The sequence below is a fragment of the Rhodopseudomonas palustris HaA2 genome, from assembly GCF_000013365.1.
Taxonomy (GTDB): Bacteria; Pseudomonadota; Alphaproteobacteria; order Rhizobiales; family Xanthobacteraceae; genus Rhodopseudomonas; species Rhodopseudomonas palustris_J.
Map to the genome: position 1 here is coordinate 3584156 of NC_007778.1, position 19972 is coordinate 3604127.

Annotated in this window: 14 protein-coding genes; 8 read left to right on the top strand and 6 right to left on the bottom strand. The window is 66.2% G+C overall.

Translation table 11 applies throughout. The features are described from left to right. Positions 1-4: 4 nt before the first annotated feature. From RPB_RS15810 to RPB_RS15820, 3 genes are all read right to left on the bottom strand, one after another. Positions 5-1456 (bottom strand): NAD-dependent succinate-semialdehyde dehydrogenase, encoded by a 1452-nt coding sequence (locus RPB_RS15810; RefSeq protein ID WP_011442016.1) that lies wholly within the window; start codon positions 1454-1456, stop codon positions 5-7. Positions 1457-1493: 37 nt separating this feature from the next. Next, a complete protein-coding gene (gene gabT, locus RPB_RS15815; RefSeq protein ID WP_011442017.1) occupies positions 1494-2768 on the bottom strand; it encodes a 4-aminobutyrate--2-oxoglutarate transaminase in 1275 nt (424 codons plus the stop codon). Between the two features lie 184 nt (positions 2769-2952). Next, positions 2953-3843, bottom strand: coding sequence for a LysR substrate-binding domain-containing protein (locus tag RPB_RS15820; protein ID WP_011442018.1), 891 nt, complete (start codon positions 3841-3843; stop codon positions 2953-2955). Positions 3844-4111: 268 nt separating this feature from the next. On the opposite strand from RPB_RS15820, the gene RPB_RS15825 reads away from it, so the two are divergent. Then, on the top strand, positions 4112-6481 hold the full coding sequence (locus RPB_RS15825) for a molybdopterin guanine dinucleotide-containing S/N-oxide reductase (protein WP_011442019.1): 2370 nt from the start codon (positions 4112-4114) through the stop codon (positions 6479-6481). Between the two features lie 319 nt (positions 6482-6800). Here the strand turns inward: RPB_RS15825 and RPB_RS15830 are convergent, their stop codons facing one another. Then, entirely contained in the window at positions 6801-7691 is an 891-nt protein-coding gene (locus RPB_RS15830) for a ferritin-like domain-containing protein (RefSeq protein ID WP_011442020.1), read from the bottom strand. 195 nt (positions 7692-7886) lie between these two features. Between RPB_RS15830 and RPB_RS15835 the strand changes: the two genes are divergently transcribed. The 7 genes from RPB_RS15835 to RPB_RS15865 are packed head-to-tail and all read left to right on the top strand — an operon-like array spanning position 7887 to position 16794. Continuing rightward, on the top strand, positions 7887-10145 hold the full coding sequence (locus RPB_RS15835) for a NosR/NirI family protein (RefSeq protein WP_011442021.1): 2259 nt from the start codon (positions 7887-7889) through the stop codon (positions 10143-10145). A 17-nt stretch (positions 10146-10162) separates the two neighbouring features. Further along, a complete protein-coding gene (gene nosZ / locus RPB_RS15840) occupies positions 10163-12109 on the top strand; it encodes a TAT-dependent nitrous-oxide reductase (protein ID WP_011442022.1) in 1947 nt (648 codons plus the stop codon). Between the two features lie 11 nt (positions 12110-12120). Next, complete coding sequence (locus tag RPB_RS15845; RefSeq protein ID WP_011442023.1) at positions 12121-13479, top strand: nitrous oxide reductase family maturation protein NosD; 1359 nt, start codon at positions 12121-12123, stop codon at positions 13477-13479. After that, positions 13476-14381 carry an ABC transporter ATP-binding protein gene (locus RPB_RS15850; protein ID WP_011442024.1) on the top strand — a complete coding sequence of 302 codons (906 nt, stop codon included), beginning with the start codon at positions 13476-13478 and terminating at the stop codon, positions 14379-14381. The genes RPB_RS15845 and RPB_RS15850 overlap by 4 nt, the downstream gene beginning before the upstream one ends. Then, positions 14378-15205 carry an ABC transporter permease subunit gene (locus RPB_RS15855; protein ID WP_011442025.1) on the top strand — a complete coding sequence of 276 codons (828 nt, stop codon included), beginning with the start codon at positions 14378-14380 and terminating at the stop codon, positions 15203-15205. Before RPB_RS15850 ends, RPB_RS15855 begins: the two co-directional genes overlap by 4 nt. Continuing rightward, positions 15202-15747 (top strand): nitrous oxide reductase accessory protein NosL, encoded by a 546-nt coding sequence (locus tag RPB_RS15860; RefSeq protein ID WP_011442026.1) that lies wholly within the window; start codon positions 15202-15204, stop codon positions 15745-15747. The genes RPB_RS15855 and RPB_RS15860 overlap by 4 nt, the downstream gene beginning before the upstream one ends. 12 nt (positions 15748-15759) lie before the next feature. Next, entirely contained in the window at positions 15760-16794 is a 1035-nt protein-coding gene (locus RPB_RS15865) for an FAD:protein FMN transferase (protein ID WP_011442027.1), read from the top strand. Between the two features lie 94 nt (positions 16795-16888). Here the strand turns inward: RPB_RS15865 and RPB_RS15870 are convergent, their stop codons facing one another. Beyond that, positions 16889-17320, bottom strand: a complete 432-nt coding sequence (locus tag RPB_RS15870; protein WP_011442028.1) for an EF-hand domain-containing protein — start codon at positions 17318-17320, stop codon at positions 16889-16891. Between the two features lie 23 nt (positions 17321-17343). Continuing rightward, entirely contained in the window at positions 17344-19620 is a 2277-nt protein-coding gene (locus tag RPB_RS15875) for a TonB-dependent receptor family protein (protein ID WP_245258242.1), read from the bottom strand. Positions 19621-19972 lie beyond the last annotated feature (352 nt).

Here is a 19972-nt window from a genome sequence, read left to right on the forward strand (position 1 = left end):
AGCGTCAGCGATCGAGACCGCCGAGCAGGATGTATTTGGTCTCGACATATTCCTCGATGCCGTGGCGCGAGCCTTCGCGGCCGAGGCCGGATTCCTTGACGCCGCCGAACGGCACCACGTCGGCTCCGAGCAGCGCCGAATTGACGCCGACCATCCCGGACTCCAGCGCTTCGGCGACCCTGAACACCCGGCCGAGGTCGCGGGCGTAAAAATACGCCGCCAGTCCGAACGGCGAGTCGTTGGCCTGCGCGATCACGTCGGCTTCGCCGCGGAAGCGATACACCGGAGCGACCGGACCGAAGGTCTCCTCGCGCGTGACGACCATGTCGGCGGTGACGCCGGTGACGACGGTCGGCTCGAAGAAAGTTTGTCCGAGCGCATGACGCTTGCCGCCGAGCACGATCTTGGCCCCCTTGGCGACGGCGTCGGCGAGATGATGCTCGACCTTGGCCACCGCCTCCTTGGTGATCAGCGGCCCCTGAGTGACGCCGTCGTCGAGTCCGTTGCCGACCCGCAACGTGGCAACCTTGGCGGCGAGCTTCTCGACGAAGGCGTCGTAGATCCCGTTCTGCGCGTAGATCCGGTTGGCACAGACGCAGGTCTGCCCCATGTTGCGAAACTTCGAGGCGATCACGCCGTCGACCGCGGCGTCGAGATCTGCATCGTCGAACACGATGAACGGCGCATTGCCGCCGAGCTCGAGCCCGACCTTCTTCACGGTCGACGCGGCCTGCCGCATCAGGATCTTGCCGACCTCGGTGGAGCCGGTGAAGCTGATCGCCCGCACCGTCGGATGCTCGGTCCACGCCTTGCCGATCGCAGGCGCGTCGCCGGTGATGATGTTGAGCACGCCTGCCGGAAACCCTGCGCGCTGCGCCAGCACGCCCAGTGCAAGCGCCGTCAGCGGCGTTTCCGGCGCCGGCTTGATCACCACCGTGCAGCCGGCGGCGAGCGCCGGCGCCACTTTGCGAGTGATCATCGCGGCCGGAAAATTCCACGGCGTGATCGCCGCGACGACGCCGACCGGCTGACGGATCACCATGGTTCTGGAATCGGCGCGGTGCGCCGGAATCGTCTCGCCGTAAATGCGGCGCGCCTCTTCGGCATAGAACTCGACGAACGATGCCGCATAGTCGATTTCACCCAGTGCCTCGGCGAGCGGCTTGCCCTGCTCCGACGTCAGCAGCCGTGCGAGATCGTCGCGATGGGCGATGATCTGATCGAACCAGCCGCGCAGCATCGCCGCGCGCTGTTTCGCCAGCAGCTTCGACCACTGCCGGAATGCAAGCCCGGCGGCGCGAACCGCCTCGTCGGCCTCGTCCGCACCGAAGTGCGGCACCGCGCCGATGCGCTCGCCCGTCGCCGGGTTGAACACAGCATCGACCGGCTCACCACACCATTTGCCGCCAATCAGGCAGCGCTCGGCCAACAGGCCAGGATCACTCGGCATCAGCATCTCGATTAGTCCCGTCTCGGCGCGGATGCGCCATGTGCTACGCAGCGAGGCAACGCTCCAGGATCGCCAGCCCCTCGTCGACGATCGCGTCGGAGGCGGTCAGCGGCACCAGAATGCGAATGGTGTTGGCGGCGGTGCCGCACGACAGCAGGATCAGACCGTTCTCGTATGCGAGACGCGTCACTCGCTTGGTCGTCTCGGCGTCCGGCTCGCTGCTGCCACGCTGTTTCAGAATGTCGAACGCGACCATCGCGCCGGGCCCGCGCGCGGCCGAGGTCGGCACCAGCGTGTTCGACAGTGCGAATCGATCGATCGCATTGCGCAGCCGCTCGCCGATCTGGTTCGCCCGCGCAATCAGATTCTCGTCTTCGAACACGTCGAGCACAGCGAGCGCGGCGGCGCACGCCAGCGGATTACCCGCATAGGTGCCGCCGAGGCCGCCCGGCTCGGCGGCATCCATGATCGCCGCGCGCCCGATCACGCCCGACAGCGGCATGCCGCCCGCCAGGCTCTTCGCCACGCAGACGATGTCGGCCTGCACGTCGTAGTGCTCCATCGCGAACATCTTGCCGGTGCGACCGAAACCGGTCTGCACCTCGTCGGCAATCAGCACGATTCCGCTCTCGTCGCAGATCCTGCGCAGGCCGCGCATCAGTTCGGGTGGCGCCTGATGGAATCCGCCCTCGCCCTGCACGGGCTCGATGATGATCGCCGCCACTTGCGAGGCGTCGATATCGGCCTTGAAGATGAAGGACACGCAGCGCAGCGCGTCTTCCACCGTGACGTCACCGCCGGCGGCGGGAAACGGCGCATGCCACACGCCGGGCAGCGGCGGGCCGAGGGCCTTCTTGTAGGGGATGACCTTGCCGGTCATTGCGGATGCAAATGCGGTGCGGCCGTGGAAGCCGCCGGTGAACGCGATCACGCCGCTGCGGCCGGTCGCGGCACGCGCGATCTTGACGGCGTTCTCGGTGGCCTCCGCCCCGGTGCTGAGCAGGATCGATTTCAGCGGACCGTTGATCGGCGCCAGGGCGTTCAGCCGCTCGGCGAGCCGAATATACGACTCGTAGGGAAGAACCTGGAAGCAGGTGTGCGTGAACCGATCCAATTGGCCTCGGACCGCTTCGACCACACGCGGATGGCAGTGGCCGGTGTTTAACACGGCGATGCCGCCGGCGAAGTCGATGTAACGCTTGCCTTCGACGTCCCAAATTTCGCTGTTCAGCGCACGCTCTGCAAAGATCGGCGTGGCCTGGCTGACGCCTCGCACCACGGCCTCGTGTCTGCGTGCCAGCAACTCACTATTCGTCATCAGCTCTCTCCCGAACTGATAGCGAAGCTAGAGCGCCCGTGACGGCAATCAATCAGCTTGTACGTTCGCTCTGGTGACTTGCATGCACCAATCGATCGGAGCTGCACGATCGCGAGCAGATGATGTCCGTTTATTGGGCGATCTGCTCAACACGCAGCCAGTGAAGCGCCGATCGCTGCGTCGCCTAGTGCCCGGCCAGAACGCGTCTCAGCCAATTGCGCAACGCGACGATCTCCGGATCGTCCCAGCGCTCCTTCAGCGCCAGTAGCTGATAAGTCTCCATATAGACCGACGAATTGAGCACCTCCACCAATGCGCCTGAGCGCAGATCCTCTTCGACCAGGACTTCGTTACCCAGCGCGACCCCCTGCCCGAGTCGCGCCGCTTCGATCGCCAGATGGGCGTGCCACAGCCGTTGACCGCGCAGCGGCGGCAGATCGTCGAGGCCCGCGAGTTCGAACCAGCGCGTCCATTGCTCGGTGGACTCCTCGTGGATCAATGCGATCTTCGACAGATCGTCGAGGCTGCCGATCGCCGGATAACGCGCGAGATAAGCGGGGCTGGCGACCGGAAACACGCGCGGCCGGACCAGGATCTCCGCCATCAGCGAGCCGCGGGAATCGATCACGTCGGCATAGACGATCTCGGCGTCGGCCTCCGCCCGCACCAAGTCCGGATGCGTCAAGGTCGGCTGCAAATTCACTTCCCAGTTGCGCGGTGGGCCGGTCAGTTCAGGCAGTCTCGACAGCAACAGGCGATTGGCAATTCCGGGAATGCACCAGATGTTCAAGGTCGGCAGCGACGACGGGCGGGCGTTCATGGTGGCACGCGCGATGATGTCGAATGCCTGAGAAATCTGCTGGTGAAAACTCAAACCGGCTTCCGTCAGGATGACTCCGCGGCCCTCTCCGCGCACCAGCGCGACTCCGAGGAACTTCTGCAGGTTCTGCAAATGACGCGACACCACGGTATGGCTGACGGCGAGTTCGTCGCCCGCGGCACGGACGCTTCCGGTCCGGCCGACGCTCTCGAAGGCACGCAGGGCAATCAACGACGGCAGACGACGGCGCGTCATGAACGCTCCATCAACGGGTCGGTGTAACGGCACGCTTGCACATTATCTCCTTGTCTTCTCCGCGCTCTCGCAGGTTTCGCGGGTCGGGCGAAATTTGAGCGGCGAGCGAACTCTTCCCTCTTGTCGCATGTCGACGCAACCGTCACAAATACCGGCGTTCACCCCTGCCGCACTGTCCGGCGCGACGGCACGACATCCCCTCGATTTTGAACGATTACAAACAAGGCGGCGTCGGCGCGGTTTCGTCCGACAGAACCGCCGGGCACGAATGACGGAGACCAACGACATGAACGACGGCTGGAGCACGCACAGTTCGCATTGGGGCGCCTTCTCCGCGCGCTGGGACGGACGAGCCCTCGAGGTCGAACCGGATGCGGGCGACCCGGCGCCCTCGCCCATCCTGGAAAATTTCACCGACGCGTTGCGACACAAGGCCCGGATCGAACGGCCGATGGTTCGGCAAAGCTGGCTGGACAAAACCGGCGCCGAACGCACATTCGACGGCGCGTTCGTCGAGTTGCCGTGGGACGAAGCGCTCGACCTTCTCGCCGCCGAACTGTCGCGCGTTCACGCCGGCTACGGCGCCGCCGCGATCTTCGGCGGCTCCTATGGCTGGGCCAGCGCCGGCCGCTTTCATCACGCGCAGAGCCAGATCCACCGGTTTCTGAATGTTGCGTTCGGCGGTTACGTCCGCTCGGTCAACAGCTACAGCGCCGGCGCGTCCGCGGTGATCCTGCCGCATGTGCTGGGGTCGTTCGAAGCGCTGTCGCGCCGCAACGTCACCTGGGAGCAGGTCAGCGAGCATACCGACACGGTGCTTGCATTCGGCGGCATGGCGCTGAAAAATTCGATGGTGGCGAGCGGTGGCATCAGCCGGCATGTCGAACGCGATGCGATGCAGAAGGCCGCACAGCGCGGCACCCGATTCTACTGCATCAGCCCGCTGCGCGACGATCTGCCCGAACAGGCATCGGCGACTTGGCTTCCGATCCGGGTCGGCACCGATGTGGCATTGATGCTCGGCCTCGCGCACAGCCTGGTCGCGGAGAATCTGCACGACCGCGACTTCCTCGCGCGCTACTGCACTGGCTACGAGATCTTCGAGCGCTATCTGCAAGGCCTCGACGACGGTCAGCCGAAGCACGCCGGCTGGGCGTCGGGTATCACCGGCATGGCCGCAGCGGAGATCGTCGCGCTCGCACGCCAGGCGGCCCGGGGCCGCACGCTGGTGACGGTGTCGCATTCCCTGCAACGCGCGCAATACGGCGAGCAGCCGGTCTGGATGGGCGCGGTCCTCGCCGCGATGCTCGGGCAGATCGGCCTGCCGGGCGGCGGCTACAACTACGCGCTCGGCGCGCTCGGCCACACCGGCCGGCAGGTCAATGCCGTGCCGATTCCCACCATGCCGCAAGGGCGCAACGGCGTCGAAGAATTCATTCCGGTGGCGCGGATCAGCGACATGCTGCTCCATCCCGGCCAGCCGTTCGAGTACAACGGCCGCACGCTCCGCTATCCGGACATCAAGCTGGTGTACTGGGCCGGCGGCAATCCGTTTCACCATCACCAGGACATCAACCGGCTGCGCCGTGCCTTCAACGTGCCGCAGACCATCGTGGTGCACGAGACCGCGTGGACGGCGAGCGCACGCTTTGCCGACATCGTGCTGCCGGCGACGATGACACTCGAGCGCGACGACATCGGCGCCGCGGCGACCGATCCGCGGCTGATCGCGATGCGCAAGGTCGCGCCTCCGGTCGGCGAAGCGCGGGACGATTTCGAGATCTTCGCCGCGTTGGCACGGCGCCTCGGCGTCGAACAGGCTTACACCGAGGGCCGCGACAGCCGGCAATGGCTCGAGCATCTCTACGAGACCACGCGCGCCGCGCTCGAAGCCAAGGGCTGGGACGCGCCGGCCTTCGACGAATTCTGGCGTCGTGGCGAACTGGCGCTGCCGTCGGAGCCGGACGACGGCGGACTTTTGCGCGCGTTCCGCGACGACCCCGATGCGCACAAATTGCCGACGCCGAGCGGCCTGATCGAGATCTTCTCGTCGACGATCGCGTCCTTCGACTACGCGGATTGTCCCGGCCACCCGACTTGGTTGCCGGCGACCGATCAGCCGACCCCGCGGCATTCGTTGACGCTGATCGCCAATCAGCCGGCGACGCGCCTGCACAGCCAGCTCGACTTCGGTCGCTACAGCCAGTCGAGCAAGATCGCCGGCCGTGAGGTGGTGCGGCTCAACCCCGCCGATGCGCAATCGCGCGGCATCGTCGCCGGCGACATCGTCCGCATCTTCAACGATCGCGGTGCCTGCCTGGCGGCCGCAGCGATCTCGGACGCCGCCGCGGCCGGCGTGATCCACCTGCCGACCGGCGCGTGGTACGACCCGCTGCCGGACGGCGGCGACCGCCCGCTTTGCGTCCACGGCAATCCGAACGTGCTGACGCGCGACATCGGCACGTCGCGGCTGGCGCAAGGCTGCACCGGTCAGGTGACCGTCGTCGAATGTGAGAAATACGCGGGTCCCATTCCACCGATCCGCGCCTTCGATCCGTCGGCGCCGGTGAAGCGACGACGCGTCACTCCGTCTCCGGCCGACGGCGACGGCGCCGCGACGGAGCGCCGCCAGGCATAAGCTGCCGCCGGCGCCTGCGCGCCGCTCGTCGCAGGGATCGACGACTCCGCCCGCCGCCGGCATCGATCGCGAAGCCGGCGCGCCAGTCTACGTGTGCGTCCGAGATCGAGCCGTGCAGCATCGCGACGTCATCGTCCGGGCATCGCAACGGCCGTCGCCAGCGGATTCTTCAACGGTCTGCGGGAGTTTGCCGCGAAGTTGCGCTGGCACAACAACGCCGGATGGCGCGGCCCTATAGCTGCGCGTGCGTTGCACGCTGAGCTCATCAGATCTCGTCAGAGATGGTGATGCAGCGCCGTCCGGCGGGACGCCGCAGCGATCAGCTGCGGTCGATGGCCGTCGATGCGGCGGCGACCCGGCGCAGGCCGGCCAGACGCGCGATCGATTGCGCCGCCAGCTTCTGCGCCAATTCGAGGCTCGACTGATCGATCGCGCGATCGGCGTCGTCGAGGTAGAGGTCCGACAATTGTTCTGCCCGATGCAAGGCACGGCTGCTGATCTGATCGAGAGGCGACGCCTCCACGATCGCCTCGTGCGGCTGGCCGGATGGCGGAAGCGGCGATGGCGCAAGCGTCGCCAGGAACTCGCGCTCCCGGGCCGTCAAATGCTGCGCCCATGCGGCGATGTCCTTGAGCAGCAGGCTCTCGAGCAACGCAGCCGACGGTGGCCGAGTCGCGAATTCCCCGTCCGGCTGACGCGGGCCGCGGATCGCCCGCCAGGCCGCTCGCCGCTCGCGCCGCAGCAGATTGCCGTCGGCCAGCGCTTCGCGCGCAAATCCTTCGGCCACGGATCGGACCTCGGCGTCCATCGCCACCGCGATCACGTAGGTCCAGAACACGAAGGCGCGCTGCCGGTGTTGCACCGCAATCGCCCAGGCTGTGTAGGGCGTGGACAGGCTGGACTGTTCGATGTCCGAGAGCTCGCTTTCCGGCACGAGGTCCGGCGCCACCCAGGGCCGATCGCGCGGCGTCGGCACGCGACCGCAGTCCTGCTCACAAGCCGCGATCAGCGATCCGACGCGCTCGCGTTCGCGCGCCGTCAGCACCTCGAACACGCAGCGCACCGGCCGGAAGTTTTCGTCGACCCGAGCGGCGAGCGCGCCGTAGTGCCGATGAGCGCGCTCGGCGAGATCGAGCGCGACCGCATAGAGCGCGAACGGTTCGGTGATCGCCGCCGTTGGAACCGCGGTGAGAAGCGAAGCTCTGGCCATATGAGGGCTCCTACGGAGGTTGACTTAGGCTGCAGCGGAGAACAGAACTTCAGCGCGCTCGACAATGCCGTCGGTGAACTACGGGAACGATGTGTCTCGACACTGAAACGGCATCGCGCAATTTCCCGCACTCCACCGATCGAAAACGATGGAACTATCTTGCGGGAATTACAAGCCATATCCGCCTTCCTATCCGTGTTGCTCGCGACGCTGCTGATCGTGTGCGGCGGCAGTGCTGTGCACGCCGCGTCTCTCGCCGATTTCATCGGCAAGGCTCAGCCGGGCGAGCTGCTGCCGGGCGCCGACAGATTTGGACCGCTGCAAGGCACGCCCGCGATCGCGCCGGTGTATCAGGACGACCGGCTGCTCGGTTTCGCCTATCTCTCCTCCGATTTCGCCAACGCCACCGGCTATTCCGGAAAGCCGATCCAGATTCTGACCGGCATCGATCCGGCCGGCGTCATCAAGGGAATCAAGCTGGTCGAACACAAGGAACCGATCGTGCTGGTCGGGATTCCGGTGCAGCGCATCCTCGACGTGGTCAACAAGCTGATCGGCGCCGACATGGCGCGCGTGGCGCGCGGCACGGCGCCGGCGCCGCAGGTCGATATCGTCAGCGGCGCGACCGTCACCGTGCTGGTGATGGGCGACAGCATCGTGCGCTCCGCCACCAAACTGATCCGCAGCGGCCGCATCGGCGGCGGCGCTGTCGTCGCGGCCGCCGCGGTGCCGCCGGTGACGAGGACGATCGATCTCGACAAAAGCGAGGTTCGCGACTGGCAGGGATTGCTCGCCGACGGCGCGGTGCGGCGGCTGCTGGTCACCGTCGGCGAGGTCAATCAGGCGTTCGAAAAGTCCGGCAATACGGCGGCCGCGGCGCATCCCGAGGAAGGCGATCCCGACGAGCCGTTCGTCGACATGTACGCCGCCGACGTCGCGGTGCCGACGATCGGCCGCAGCCTGCTCGGCGACGATGGCTACAACCGCCTCGCCGCACGGCTGAAGCCCGGGCAGCAGGCGCTTGTGGTCGCCGGCGCCGGGAAATACTCGTTCAAAGGCTCCGGCTATGTCCGCGGCGGCATCTTCGACCGCATCGAGCTGATCCAGGACGGCAACAGTATGCGGTTCCGCGACCGCGATCACACCCGGCTGGGAAGTCTGGCTGCGGAAGGCGCGCCGGAATTTCCGGAGATTGCTTTGTTCGTCGTTCCGAACGATTTCAGCTTCGACCCCACGGCGCCCTGGTCACTGCAACTTCTGGTGCAGCGTGTCATCAACGTGCGCGACAAGGCGGTTCTGACCTTCGATCTCGGCTACACGCTGCCGGAGGTGCTCACCAAACGGGAGCAGCAGGCGCCGACCGTCACCGATGCCGCTCCCGCCAAGGCTCCCGCTCCCGCCAAGGCGCCCTCCTCCAATCCGGCAGCCACGAGTTCGCCCGACGCGATGGATAACGGCGAGCAGCCGCTGTGGATGCGGATCTGGCAGGGCGACCTGGTCAAGATCGGCATCACCATCGCCGCGCTCGGCACGCTGGTCGTGATCTTCTTCTTCCAGAACGCGCTGGTGCGGCGCCCCAGGCTCTACACCTGGGTGCGCCGGGCCTACCTCACCTTCATCCTGGTCTGGCTCGGCTGGTACGCCAACGCACAGCTCTCCGTCGTCAACGTGCTGACCTTCGCCAACTCGCTGATCTCCGGCTTCAGTTGGGAGTACTTCCTGTCGGCGCCGCTGATCTTCCTGCTATGGGCATCCACCGCCGCCGGCCTGCTGTTCTGGGGCCGCGGTCCGCTCTGCGGCTGGCTGTGCCCGTTCGGCGCGCTGCAGGAGCTGCTCAACAACATCGCCCAGGCGTTCAAAGTCCCGCAATATCGGCTGCCGTGGGGGCTGCACGAACGGCTGTGGCCGATCAAATACATCATCTTCCTCGTGCTGTTCGGGCTGTCGCTGTACTCCACCGCCCTCGCCGAGCAAATCGCCGAAGTCGAACCGTTCAAGACCTCGATCGTGCTGAAATTCGCACGCGAGTGGCCGTTCGTGGTGTACGCGCTCACCTTGCTGGCCGTAGGACTGTTCGTCGAACGCTTCTTCTGCCGCTATCTCTGTCCGCTCGGCGCTGCGCTGGCGATCCCCGGCCGGATCCGGATGTTCGAGTGGCTGCGGCGCTGGCCGGAATGCGGATCGCCCTGCCAGCGCTGCGCCAACGAATGCCCGGTGCAGGCGATCCATCCGGAGGGCCACATCAACGTCAACGAATGCATCTACTGCATGCACTGCCAGGAATTGTACTTCGACGACCATCGCTGCCCGCATCAGATCCAGGTCCGGCTGAAGCGCGAGAAGCGCGCGGCGCTGGCGTCGCCCGCGATGCGCAGCGGCAAAGGCCCGGACACGCTCATCACCGCCGGCGGCCGACCGATCGCCGGCCTGACGACATCCCCACCCGCACCCTGAAAGCCTAGGAGCAAACGATGACCGACAACACCAAGGATCACGGCGTCAGCCGACGCACCTTGCTCGGAACCACTGCCGCGGCGGCCGGCGTCGGCCTCGCCGGTGGCATCGCATTCACCACCGACGGCAATCAGCTGATCGGGACCGCCGATGCCCAGACCAAGGCCGCGCCGACGCTTCCCGCGCGCCCGGCGATCCACAAGGCCGAGGTCGCCCCCGGCGAGCTCGACGAATACTACGTGTTCTTCTCGAGCGGCCAGACCGGCGAATTGCGGATCGTCGGGCTGCCCTCGATGCGCGAACTGATGCGCGTGCCGGTGTTCAACCGCTGCAGCGCCACCGGCTGGGGCCAGACCAACGAAAGCCTCAAAGTTTTGACCGAGGGCCTGCTGCCGGAGACCCGCGAATTCCTCAAGACTCGCGGCGGCACTTATGTGAACGGCGATCTGCACCACCCGCATCTGTCGTTCACCGACGGCACCTATGACGGCCGCTACGCCTTCATGAACGACAAGGCCAACACCCGCGTCGCCCGCGTCCGGCTCGACGTGATGAAATGCGACAAGATCATCCAGTTGCCGAACCAGCACACCGTGCACGGCCTGCGCGTGCAGAAATATCCGCGCACCGGCTACGTGTTCTGCAACGGCGAGGACCGCGTGCCGCTGGTCAACGACGGCAAGATCCTCGACAAGCCGAAGGAATACCACGCGATCTTCACCGCGGTCGACGGCGACACCATGAAGGTGGCCTGGCAGGTGATGGTCGACGGCAATCTCGACAACGTCGATGCCGACTATCAGGGCAAATACGCATTCGCGACCTGCTACAATTCTGAGGAAGGCGTCAACGCCGCGGAAATGACCGCGAGCGAGCAGGACTGGGTCGTCATCTTCAATCTCAAGCGGATCGAAGAGGGCGTGAAGAAGGGCGACTTCAAGGAGATGGGCGGCGTTCCGGTGCTCGACGGCCGCAAGGGATCGCCCTACACCCGCTACGTCCCGATCTCCAACAGCCCGCACGGCATGAACACCGCACCCGACGGCATCCACATCGTCGCCAACGGCAAGCTGTCGCCGACCGCGACGGTGATGGACGTGCGGCTGTTCGATCAGTTGTTCGACGACAAGATCAAGCCGCGCGACGTCGTGGTGGCGGAGCCGGAGCTCGGCCTCGGCCCGTTGCACACCGCCTATGACGGCAAGGGCAACGCCTACACCACGCTGTTCATCGACAGCCAGATCTGCAAGTGGAACATCGATCTGGCGAAGCGCGCCTTCAAGGGCGAGAAGGTCAGTCCGATCCTGCAGAAGCTCGACGTCCACTATCAGCCCGGCCACAACCACACCTCGATGGGCCAGACCAAGGAAGCCGACGGGAAATGGCTGATCTCGCTGAACAAGTTCTCGAAGGATCGGTTCCTCAATGTCGGGCCGCTGAAGCCGGAGAACGACCAGCTCATCGACATCTCCGGCGACAAGATGAAGCTGGTGCACGACGGCCCGAGCTTCGCCGAGCCGCATGACGCCACCATCGTGCATCGTTCCAAGATCAACCCGATCTCGATCTGGGACCGCGCCGATCCGATGTTCTCCGACGCGATCAAGCAGGCCAAGGCCGACGGCATCAAGCTGGAAGAGGAGTCCAAGGTGATCCGCGACGGCAACATCGTGCGGGTCTACATGACCTCGCAAGCGCCGTCGTTCGGGCTCGAGCACTTCCAGGTCAAGCAAGGCGATCAGGTCACCGTCTACGTCACCAACATCGACTCCGTCGAGGATCTCACCCACGGCTTCTCGATCATCAACTACGGCATCAACATGGAGGTGGCGCCGCAAGCCACGGCCTCGGTGTCGTTCTCGGCCGACAAGGCCGGGGTGTATTGGTACTACTGCTCCTGGTTCTGCCACGCCATGCACATGGAGATGAAGGGCCGGATGTTCGTCGAGCCGAAGACGGCCTGAGGAGCATCGAGGTGTCTTTCCTGCTGCGTCTGTTTCCGGCGGCAATGTTCGCCGCCGGAGCCTGCGGCCCCGTTCTGGCGGAGACGATCGGCATCGCGCCGACGCAGTCGCTGCAGGCGGCGCTGGAGCGTGCGCAGCAGGGCGACGTCCTCGAACTCGCACCGGGCGATCATCACGGCCCGATCCGGATCGATCGACGCGTCGTGATCGGCGGCAGGCCCGGGGCGAACCTCGTCGGCAACGGCAGCGGCAGCGTCGTCACGGTCACGGTTCCGGACGTCACCATCCGCGGCCTCACCATCAAGGGCTCAGGCCGCGACCTGCAGACCATGGACTCGGGCATTTTCCTCACCAAGGACGCGGCCCGCGCGCTGGTCGAAAACAACCGACTCGAAGGCAACCTGTTCGGAGTTTACGTTCATGGCGCGACCGGATCGCGGGTGCAGCGCAACGTCATCGAGGGCCTGCGCAATGTCCGGCTCAACGAGGCCGGCAACGGCGTCTCGGTGTGGAATGCACCGGACGTCGTCATCGCCGGGAACATCTTCCGCTACGGCCGCGATGGCATCTTCAGCATCACCAGCCGCAAGGACCGCTTCATCGACAATCGTTTCGAAGGTGTCCGCTTCGCCGTCCACTACATGTACACCAACGACAGCGAGATCTCCGGCAACGTCTCGATCGGCAACCACGTCGGCTACGCCATCATGTTCTCCAATCGGCTGATCATCCGCGGCAACGTCTCGGAGCGCGACCGCGATCACGGATTCCTGTTCAACTACGCCAATTATGCCGCGATCGAGGGCAACCGCGTCACCGGCGGTCCACGCCGCGGCCTGATCGATCGCGAGGATGCCGCCGACGACGAGAAGGGCATGCTGCCGGAGCCGCGCGGAGCGCAGCCGAGCGACGAAGGCCCCGGCAAATGCGTGTTCATCTACAACGCCAACCACAACAAATTCCGCGACAACTGGTTCGAGCGCTGCGGCATCGGCGTGCACTTCACCGCAGGCTCGGAGGGTAACGAGATCACCGGCAATGCCTTCGTCGGCAACCGCACCCAGGTGAAATATGTCGGCACCCAAGACCTCGACTGGTCGAAGGGCGGCCGCGGCAATTACTGGAGCGATAACCCCGCATTCGATCTCGACGGCGACGGCATCGCCGACACCGCCTATCGGCCCAACGATCTGGTCGACCGGGTGCTGTGGACCGCGCCATCGGCCAAGGTGCTGATCAACAGCCCCGCGGTCCAGGTGCTGCGCTGGGCGCAGAGCCAGTTTCCGGCGCTGTATCCCGGCGGCGTGGTCGACAGTCGCCCGCTGATCGCGCCGCCGCCGAAACCCTCGGCGTCGCGGAGCCAACCATGAGCGCGACCGTCTGCATCAGCGACGTCGAGAAGAGCTATCGCGCGGTGCGCGCGCTGCGCGACGTCTCGTTCGAGTTGGCGCCGGGCCGGCTCAGCGCATTAGTCGGCCACAATGGCGCCGGCAAGACCACGCTGATCAAGCTGATGCTGGGGCTGATCCGCGCCGATCGCGGCGACATCCGCGTGCTCGGCGAGGACCCCGCCGCCGGCGAATTCGCCGGCCGCCGGCTGCTCGGTTATCTGCCGGAGAACGTCGCCTTCAACGCCGCGCTGACCGGGCGCGAAACCCTGGCGTTCTACGCCAGGCTGAAGAGCATCAAGCCCGCGACGGCGTGGCCGCTGTTCGAGCGCGTCGGGCTGGCGGCCGCCGCCGACCGCAAGGTCGGCACCTATTCCAAGGGGATGCGGCAGCGCCTCGGTCTGGCGCAGGCCCTGCTCGGCCGTCCGCGTGTGCTGCTGCTCGACGAACCCACCACCGGGCTCGATCCGGCGCTGCGCCAGACCTTCTACGAGATCCTCGACGAACTGCGCGACGACGGCGCCACCGTGCTGATTTCCTCGCACGCGCTGAATGAACTCGAGGACCGCGCCGAACACGTGCTGATCATGAACCGCGGCCGGCTCGTCGCACAGGGCACAATGACGGAACTACGCACCATCTCCCGACTGCCGATCCGCGTCGGGATCGATCTCGCGCCGGAGACGCCGACGCCGGCCTGGATGAGCGGACCGCGCGGTGCCGCGTCACACGGCCATGTGATGCTGGTGCAGGACGACGCACAGAAGATGGCGCTGCTGCGCGCCGCCGCCGCCGACCCGGACGTCCGCAATATCGAGATCGCAGCGCCGACGCTGGACGAACTCTACGCGCATTTCCTGCAGAGCCAGGAGACCGCAGCATGAGGACCATCGCCATTATCGCGGCCAAGGAAATCCAGGAGGGCCTGCGCAATCGCTGGGTGCTGGCGACGACGCTGCTGCTGGCGGCGCTGGCGCTGTCGCTCACCTTCCTCGGCAGCGCGCCGACCGGCAATGTCGGCGCCGGCGCGCTCGACGTCGTGGTGGTCAGCCTGTCGAGCCTGACGATCTTCCTGCTGCCGCTGATCGCGCTGTTGATCTCGCACGACGCCGTCGTCGGCGAGATGGAGCGCGGCACGATGAACCTGTTGCTGTCCTATCCTGTCGGCCGCGGCAACGTGATCCTCGGCAAATTCGTCGGCCACGTGCTGATCCTCGCTTTCGCTACCGTGATCGGCTACGGCGCCGCCGGCGTCGCCCTGATGCTGACGGGCGCCTCGACGCTGGCGGCGAGCTGGTACGCCTTCGCGGCGATGCTCGGCACGTCGATCATGCTCGGCGCGGTGTTCGTAGCGATCGGCTATCTGATCTCCAGCCTGGTCCGCGACCGCGGCACCGCGGCGGGATTGTCAATCGGCGTCTGGCTGCTGATGGTGCTGGTGTTCGACATGGCGCTGCTCGGCATTCTGGTGGTCGATCAGGGACGGACGATTTCCGGGCCTGTGCTGAACGCGCTGCTGTTTCTCAATCCGACCGACCTCTATCGCCTCACCAACCTGACCGGCTTCAATGTCAGCCAGTTTTCCGGCATGGCCGGCCTCGCCGCGAACACCAATCCCGGCCTCGGAGCGCTGCTGCTCGGCCTGTCGCTGTGGATCGCGCTGCCGCTTGGACTATCGATGCTGGCATTCGCCAGGAGGCAGCTATGAAATTGCGTGTATCGGCGGCGCTGGTCGCCCTCGTGCTACTCACCGGATGCGAGCCGAAAGCAGGCGCCCCGGCGCCGCTGCCGATCGCGCTGAATGCCGATGCGATGGGCGTGTTCTGCGGGATGAATCTGATGGAGCATCCCGGGCCCAAGGGCCAGATCATCACCGCGAGCCGGATCGATCCGTTCTGGTTCTCCTCGGTGCGCGACACCGTGGCCTTCACGCTGATGCCGGATCAACCGCGCGACATCCGCGCGATCTATGTCTCCGACATGGCCCGCGCGCCGAGCTGGGAGCAACCGGGCGAGACCAACTGGATCGACGCCCGCGAGGCGTTCTTCGTGATCGGCAGCCGCAGGCAGGGCGGCATGGGCGCTGCCGAAGCGGTGCCGTTCGGTGAACGCACGGCGGCGGAAGGGTTCGCCGCCGCCAACGGCGGACAGGTCGTAATGCTCGACCAGATTCCCGGCGACTACGTCCTCGGCAGCGAGCCATCCGGCACCGCAGGTACCCCGGACGATTCCGGCGTGCGCACCAACTAACGAGGACCGCCGATGATGCCCCGCTCCCTCACGCGCCGTCGTTTGATCACCATCGCCGCCGCGGCTGCCGCAGGATCGCTGTGGCCCGGCCGATCACGCGCGGCAGCAGGGCCCGAGCCGGTGCGCTGGCAAGGCGCCGCGCTCGGCGCGCAGGTGTCGATCGAGATTCACCATCCGGATCGCGCCGCCGCCGCGCGACTGGTTGAGCGCTCGATCGCCGAAGTGCGGCGGCTGGAGCGGCAGTTCAGCCTGTATCAGCCGGACTCCGCGATCTGCGAACTTAACCGCAGCGGCGTGCTGATTGCGCCTGATCCCGACATGGTGACGCTGCTGCAGGCCTCGCTCGGCTATGCCGATCTGACCGGCGGCGCGTTCGATCCGACGGTGCAGCCGTTGTGGCGCCTGTATCAGCAGCACTTCTCATCCGACCGGACCGATCCCGCAGGCCCCTCCTCGGCATGGCTCGAACAGGCGCTGGAGAAGGTCGGATATGATGGACTGCGCGTCACGCCCGACCGCATCGTGTTGCTCAAGCGCGGCGCCGCGATCACGCTGAACGGCATCGCCCAAGGTTATGCGACCGATCGCGTCGTCGAATTGCTCCGGAATGCGGGGCTGTCGACGACGCTGGTCGATATCGGCGAAGTCCGCGCGCTCGGCGGGCGGCCGGACGGCACGCCCTGGCGCGTCGGCCTCGCCGATCCGGACCAGCCCGGCCGATCCGGCGAGATCGTCGAAATCGCCGACCGGGCCGTGGCGACGTCTGCGGGCGCCGGCTTCCGGTTCGATCCGGCGGGCCGCTTCACCCATTTGCTCGACCCGCGGACCGGCCGCAGCCCGCGCTCGTACAATTCGGTCAGCGTCATCGCGCCGACGGCGACCGCAGCGGACGCGCTGTCGACCGGCTTCAGCCTGATGCCGCTGCCGATGATCCAGCGCATCGTCGATCAATCCCATGGCGTGGAGGCGCGCATTCTCGACCTCGCCGGTCAGAGGCTCCACCTCCAGGCGGCGTCCGGACGGAGGGGACACCGCTCCGCGTCGTGACGACGCCTCGATTCCGCGATCATCGCGGCCGCCACGGCGGCATCGGCCCATTCAGGACGACGAACAATGCGAAGGCCGCCGCCGACGGTCTCCCTTACGACAGGTCCTTGATCGTCACGCGGCCGTCGCCGTCCTTGTCGAGCGCCTTCAGCCAGGTTTCGCCGCCGTCGAGAAATTCGGCGCGGGAAACCCGGCCGTCGCCGTCGGTGTCGTTCCACGCCCGCGTGAGACCTTTGGCCACCTGCCGGATTTTGTCCTGGTCTTCCGGCGCAAAGCGCGCGATGCCCGCCTCGCGCACCTTGTCGAAACGGTCGTACTCCTGCGGATCGATATAGCCGTTGGCGTCGGTGTCGAAGGCGAAGAACCGCTGCTCGCGTCCCTGCCGGATCTCCGCCAGGGTGACGGCGCGGTCGCCGTCATTGTCCCACTGTTCCAGAAAGTGCTCCAGGCTCGGCGATTCCGCCGCCGCCGCCGTGGAGAGAATGGTGACGACGGTCAACGCCGCCAGTCTTGCACGCATGCTCATGTCGAACTCGATGTCCTTGCTGATCAGAACTTTGCCTTGATACCCGCGTAGAAGCCCCGTCCGTCGGCCGGCAGGAATGCCGCCTGGCTGGCCGTCGCCTGATCGACCACCAGGGTGGTCGCCGCATAGGTCTTGTCGAACAGATTGGTGATCTCGCCGAACACCCGGAAGGTCTTGTCAATCTGGTACTCGCTGCGCAGGTCGACCACCGCATAGGGGTCGGCGAACAGCGTGTTCATGTTGTCGACCGCCACCTCGGCCGGACTCCAGCGGACCGCGCCCTGCACCATCCAGGCGTCGGTCGCCTGCAACTGCAATTGCGCATAGATCAGATGCGGCACCACACCGCCCAGCCGGTTGTTGCCGCGGCTCGGATCGTCGACGAAGCGGAAATCCTGATAGGTGTAGGCGATGCGACCGGACAGCCGATCGGTGAACTTCATTCCGGCCCCGAGTTCGACACCGAAATGCGTCGTGCGGTCGGCGTTGACCGCCCCCAGCAGCGCGCCGGTGACGTCCCGCAGCGTGAGCAACTCGTTGTCGACCCACGAATAGTAAGTCACGACGTCCCAGGAGAAGCGATCGGCGCGACCGCGCCAGCCGCCCTCCACCGTGTTCGCCGTCTGCGCGCTAAGATTCGGCGTCGCGAACGCCGCCGCCGCTAGCGACGGGTTGCCCGGCGTCGGCCGGCCGGGGCTCGAATTCGGCGTTCCGTTGATCGTCGCGATCAGATCGTCGTGAGTCGGCGGCTCGAAGCTGTGGCTGCCGGCGATGAAGAAGGTCTGCACCGCGTCCGGCCGATAGCTCAAGGCCAGGCTCGGACTCCAGCCTGAATAGTTGCGCGAATAGCTGGTGCTTTGCGTCGCCACAGATCCGTTCGGCAGCAGCACCGTGGGATTCGCCGGGTTGTAGGCGATCGTCGGCCGTCGCGCCGAACCGTACACATCGTCGTTGTCCCGCGTCGCATAGGCGTAGGAGATCGACGGCGACACCACGAGTTGGTGCCAGACCGGAATGTTGGCGCCGGTGTACAGCGACAACGTCTGGGCGTTCAGCCGGTTGGCGCCGAATTGCGCCCCGGTCTGGCCGCTCTGGTTGAGGTAGTAGCCGCGATCGGCCGAACCAACGGTGTATTGCGCGGTGGTCTCGAACAGCGGCAGCAGTGCCGCCGCCGGATTGTAGGCGTAGCGGGCCACGCCGGTGAAGTCGCCGCCCTGCGTGGTGCGCACACCCGAGGAGATCGGGAAGCGGAACGTGTCGTCGGTGTAGATGTAGCCCATCGCGACGTCGAACAGATGCGCGTCGAACACAGCCGTGGTGCGGTTGCCGACCATGAACTGGCTGGCCTCGCGCCGCGGCTTGTCGCGCACGGCGTTGGGACCGGGATTGACAGCAACGCCTCCGACCACCGTCGGGCCCGGGTTGACCTGCTTCGGATTGGCGTACAGCGTGGTCTTGTTCACCGGCCCCGGGACGTCGAAGCCGAGATCGGTATAGCCCATGAAGAAGCGGGTCTTGACGTTCTCCGACAGCGCGACGCCGACATTGCCGTTGACGCTGACGCGCTCCGACGAATTGTAGCCGCGATAGCCGTCGCGGCGGCTGGTGTCGAACTGGATGAACGCGTCGACATTGTCCTTCTTGCCGCCGACCTGCCCACTGCTATTGATCTGGCCGAAGCTGCCGCCGCTGACGCCGATCTGGGTGCCCGGCTGGCTCGATCCGGTCGGCGACACGAAGTTGATCGCGCCGCTCAGCACCGTGGCGCCGAGACGGTTGGCCATATAGCCGCGATACACCTCGATCGACTCGGCCTGTTGCGCATTGGCGAAGCCGATGATGTAGGAGCCGTCGGCGCGATTGATCGGCAGCCCGTTGCTGAGCACGAGAACGCCGCGTTCGGCCGGATTTTGCTGGGCGGAGCCGCGCATCTGAATCCGCGGCTGATCGTTGGAGCCGAGGAAGTTCTGCACGATCAGTCCGGGGACACCGCTCAGGCTGTTGGCGAGCGTCGGATTGCCGCGATTGGCCATGTCCTGCCGCGACACCAGCGCGACGCCGCCCGGCAGGATCTCGAAGCGCTGACGGACGACATCCGCAAGCAGCGCCAACGAGGGAGTCGCCGCGGGCATCACGGTCGCCGCCGAACGCGGAGCCGGCGAGCGCTGACGGACGACCGATCGAACCGGCTGCCGCGGCGCTTCGACGACGACCGGCTCCAGCGTGATCGTCGACCCGGGCGTCGCCGACTGCGCGAGGCAGGCCTGGCTGGTCGACGACAACAGCACGGCGGCGGTCATCGTCCGCAACGATCCCCGGCGGCTCGCGCGCCGATTGGCGTCCATCGCTGTTTCGGTCTTCGTCTGCGCAACCAAATTCATCGGAATGCCCCTGTCCATTCGATCATCGCGCAGGAGCCTCGGTGTCCCCGCGTCGATGCCGTTTCCACTGTTCAAAAATGAAAAGCCGCCCTCGCCCGCAGAACGAAAACGCCTGCGAGGCTCGGTGATGCGTTCGACTTTTCGGATTTGATCTCGATGGCGAGCGGGCTTTCTCGATCGCGGGCGACCATACAGATCCGTCGCACGACCATTTTTGCTTTCGCGCAAACAACTCTCATTCGTGGCATGCGATAGGTTTGATTGGCGGTGA

Excerpts from the sequence above, each read along its gene's own strand:
- RPB_RS15810 (WP_011442016.1), bottom strand. The coding sequence starts at position 1,456 with ATGCTGATGCCGAGTGATCCTGGCCTGTTGGCCGAGCGCTGCCTGATT.
- gabT (WP_011442017.1), bottom strand. The coding sequence starts at position 2,768 with ATGACGAATAGTGAGTTGCTGGCACGCAGACACGAGGCCGTGGTGCGA.
- RPB_RS15820 (WP_011442018.1), bottom strand. The coding sequence starts at position 3,843 with ATGACGCGCCGTCGTCTGCCGTCGTTGATTGCCCTGCGTGCCTTCGAG.
- RPB_RS15825 (WP_011442019.1), top strand. The coding sequence starts at position 4,112 with ATGACGGAGACCAACGACATGAACGACGGCTGGAGCACGCACAGTTCG.
- RPB_RS15830 (WP_011442020.1), bottom strand. The coding sequence starts at position 7,691 with ATGGCCAGAGCTTCGCTTCTCACCGCGGTTCCAACGGCGGCGATCACC.
- nosZ (WP_011442022.1), top strand. The coding sequence starts at position 10,163 with ATGACCGACAACACCAAGGATCACGGCGTCAGCCGACGCACCTTGCTC.
- RPB_RS15850 (WP_011442024.1), top strand. The coding sequence starts at position 13,476 with ATGAGCGCGACCGTCTGCATCAGCGACGTCGAGAAGAGCTATCGCGCG.
- RPB_RS15855 (WP_011442025.1), top strand. The coding sequence starts at position 14,378 with ATGAGGACCATCGCCATTATCGCGGCCAAGGAAATCCAGGAGGGCCTG.
- RPB_RS15860 (WP_011442026.1), top strand. The coding sequence starts at position 15,202 with ATGAAATTGCGTGTATCGGCGGCGCTGGTCGCCCTCGTGCTACTCACC.
- RPB_RS15865 (WP_011442027.1), top strand. The coding sequence starts at position 15,760 with ATGATGCCCCGCTCCCTCACGCGCCGTCGTTTGATCACCATCGCCGCC.
- RPB_RS15870 (WP_011442028.1), bottom strand. The coding sequence starts at position 17,320 with ATGAGCATGCGTGCAAGACTGGCGGCGTTGACCGTCGTCACCATTCTC.
- RPB_RS15875 (WP_245258242.1), bottom strand. The coding sequence starts at position 19,620 with ATGACCGCCGCCGTGCTGTTGTCGTCGACCAGCCAGGCCTGCCTCGCG.